Annotated in this window: 2 pseudogenes; both read left to right on the top strand. The window is 76.4% G+C overall.

What is annotated here, in order from left to right:
• Positions 1-1,410, top strand: a pseudogene (locus AE652_RS40285) (hypothetical protein); the annotation flags it as partial.
• Between the two features lie 307 nt (positions 1,411-1,717).
• Positions 1,718-2,048 (top strand): annotated as a pseudogene (locus AE652_RS40290) (hypothetical protein); the annotation flags it as partial.

Raw genomic sequence — 2,048 nt, forward strand, 5'->3', positions numbered from 1 at the left:
CCCGGGGCCGGGGTGGACCCGCTGCTGGTCGCCGCGCCGCTGCTGCTCGCCGTCACCGGCGGACTGCTGCTGGCCAGGATCGAGCCGGTGGTGGTCGGCCGGCTGGCCGCCCTCGTCGGCCGGGGCCGCGGCCTGATCGGCTTCCTCGGCCTCTCCCGGGCCGCCCGCGACGCCTCGGGCCGCCGCAGGCCCTCCGTGCTGCCGCTGCTCGCCCTGCTGATCGCCGTCACCACGACCGGCTTCGGCGCCACCGTGCTCGACACCGTCTCCGACGTGCGGACCCGTGCCGCGCGCATCACCACGGGCGGGGACATCGGCGTCTCCCTCCCGGACTACGCCACCCTGACCGAGCCGTTCACCAAGGCCGCGGCCGCCCTGCCGGGCGTCCGGACCTCGACCGGGGTCTGGATGGAGACCAAGGCCCGCGTCTTCGGCGGCGACCAGGACTACACCGAGGCCAACCTGGTGGTGGTGACCGATCCGACGGCGTACGCCGAGATCGCCCGGGCCCTCGGGGTCGGCGAGTTCGACCCGGCGAAGCTGGCCGGGACGCCAGGCGGCCGGGACACCCCGGTGCCCGCCCTGGTCAGCCGCGACCTGGCCCAGCACCTGGCCGCGGGGCCGTCCCGGGTGCGCACCCTCAACGGCAACGACCTGCGCCTCACCGTCGCCGACACCGTCGGCGCCACCCCCGCGCTGCCGGACCCGGGCAAGCCGTTCGTCGTCGTCCCCGCCGGCCCCACCTGGGAACGACTGCCGGACGCCAAGCGGGTGAACCAGTGGTTCGCCGTCGGCGACATCGACCCCGACCAGGTCAGGACGGCCCTGCGGGACAACGGCGGAGCCAGGCCCGTCGGTCTGGCCAAGCTCATCGCGGACGGCTCCACGGCCACCGGCAAGGACACCCACGGCCTGCCCGCCGGGTACACGGTGCACAGCAGCCGGGAGACCGCCGCCGCGCTCGGCGCCGACCCGCTGCAGCACGCCGCCGAGCGGCTGTTCTGGTACGCGGCCGCCGCCGGAGCCGGATTCGCCCTGCTCGCCGTCCTGCTGACGCTCTTCCGGGCCGCCCCCGACCGCACGGCGGTGCTCGCCCGGCTGCGCACCATGGGCCTGCGGCCCCGGGACGGGCTGGCGCTGATCATGACCGAGGCGCTGCCGCAGACCCTGGCGGCGGCCGTCGGCGGCGGCCTGGTCGCGCTGGCGGCGGTCGCCCTACTGGGCGGCGCCTTCGACATCTCGACGCTGGTCGGCGCCAAGGTCGGGGACGTCATCACCCCCGTGCTGCTGCCGGTGCTGCTGCCCACCGCGGGCCTGGCCCTGCTGGTCGGCCTCGGGGTGGTGCTGGAGACGCTGGTCGCCGGCCGGCGCCAGATCGCCACCGAGCTGCGGGCGGGGGAGCAGGCCTGACGGCGGGACCGGCGCCGGGAAGCCCCGTCGTCGGCCCGTCACCAGGATCGGTCGGCCCGTCAGCCGGGTCACTCGGCCCGTCACCCGGATCACTCGAAGAGGCGATTTCGGCGCGGTGACGCCACGGGGGCGCGGACCGGCGGCCGGGCCGGGCGGCGCCTTACCGGAGCGGCCCGAACGCCGGAGGAGTTCCGTGGACCGGTCGGTGACGATTCACCCGATGGGCTGACAGGGCATCGGCCCGGGGTGGCTCCGACCGGTATACGTGACGTCATCCATCGTTCGGAGAACCACCTGCGAGGGGCCCATGACCGATACGGCCGACACGTCGTCAAGGACGGCCGCCGAGAGGCTGCCGGCCGCCTACGCGCCCCGGGTGGCCCTGATCCGGGGCGCGATGGAGGCCGGGAACACGGCCCTCGCGACCCGCCTGGCCGAGGAGCTCCACCGGTACGTGGCCCTGGAGCGCGGCACCCTGCACCCCGAGACGCTGCGGGCGCAGGAGGTGCGGGCGTACGTCGCGGCGGTCGGCGGCGACCCCCTGCGGGCGGCCGACCTGTTCGCCGTGGCCGCCACCGCGTGGGCCGGGCTGGGCGCGTCGGAGCAGTGGGCGGCGTCGCGCAACGCGGAGGTCTGCC

The organism is Kitasatospora sp. MY 5-36 (genome assembly GCF_001182915.1).
Taxonomy (GTDB): Bacteria; Actinomycetota; Actinomycetes; order Streptomycetales; family Streptomycetaceae; genus Kitasatospora.